At 42.2% G+C, this 884-nt stretch carries 1 protein-coding gene; it reads left to right on the top strand.

Features of this window, described 5'->3' with window-relative positions:
- Window positions 1–115: 115 nt before the first annotated feature.
- Window positions 116–884, top strand: a 769-nt coding sequence (locus AC3WJN_RS25555) for an IS4 family transposase (protein WP_492329359.1), incomplete at its 3' end; no start/stop codon positions are given.

The following is an 884-nucleotide window of genomic DNA, read 5'->3' as shown; positions in this document are numbered from 1 at the left end:
CCCATCATTCAAAATACACATAATCTTTGGTATTTGGTTGTCTAGGGAACAAAAAAATCCTTTACACTGGAAAGGTCAGGTAGTTCCTGTCCAAATCCAACGCAAAGGATAGCTCATGGACAAGAATACCCTATTTTCTTCATTTGGTAAATGGGTTGCACCCATCAATATTATGAAACTTCAACAACGAATTGACGAAACGGATCAAGACAAGTACGTGAAGAAGCTGACGACAAAAGCGTATCTTCTCCTATTTTTACATGCCCAACTTCAGCAACGCGAAGGGCTTCGAGCCATTGCTGACGATGTTCTATCAAAGAAATTTCAGCAAGAATTAGGACTGTCATCGATCAGCCCCGCACAGCTTAGTCGAAAAAACAATCGGGTAGAACCTGCTTTGCTTGAAGAAGTTTTTGTCGACCTTGTCCAGCAAATTCAACGCGTTTCTGGAAAAGCCTGCTCTCTTCGAAAACACATAAAGATCATTGATTCCACTACAATTGGATTATGTTTGCAAAAGTATAAGTGGGCAACCTTTCGCGAAACAAAGGCAGGAATCAAAATTCATCTTCGTCTCGTTTTCGCAAGCCAGGAGGATGTCTATCCTGAAAAGATTTCCCTAACTTGTGCCAAATCCAATGACCGCACCCAAATGGAGTCGCTGATTGATGAGATCGGAGCCATGTACGTCTTTGATCGAGGGTACGTGGATTATGAAAAGTTCGATGAGTATACCGATCAGGGCATCTTTTTTGCTTCACGTCTCAAGGATAACGCGGAAACTCGTCATTTGTATACTTTCAAAGTACCACCAGAAAGCTCCGTTTTATCCGACTCCATGATCCTTCTTGGAACGCCACAAAAACGGGTGGATAATGTGTTAC

Source organism: Brevibacillus sp. FW306-2-1A-C05A (assembly GCF_058781555.1).
The sequence above is the reverse complement of the archived record's forward strand: the minus strand, read 5'-3'. Positions and strand labels throughout refer to the sequence as shown.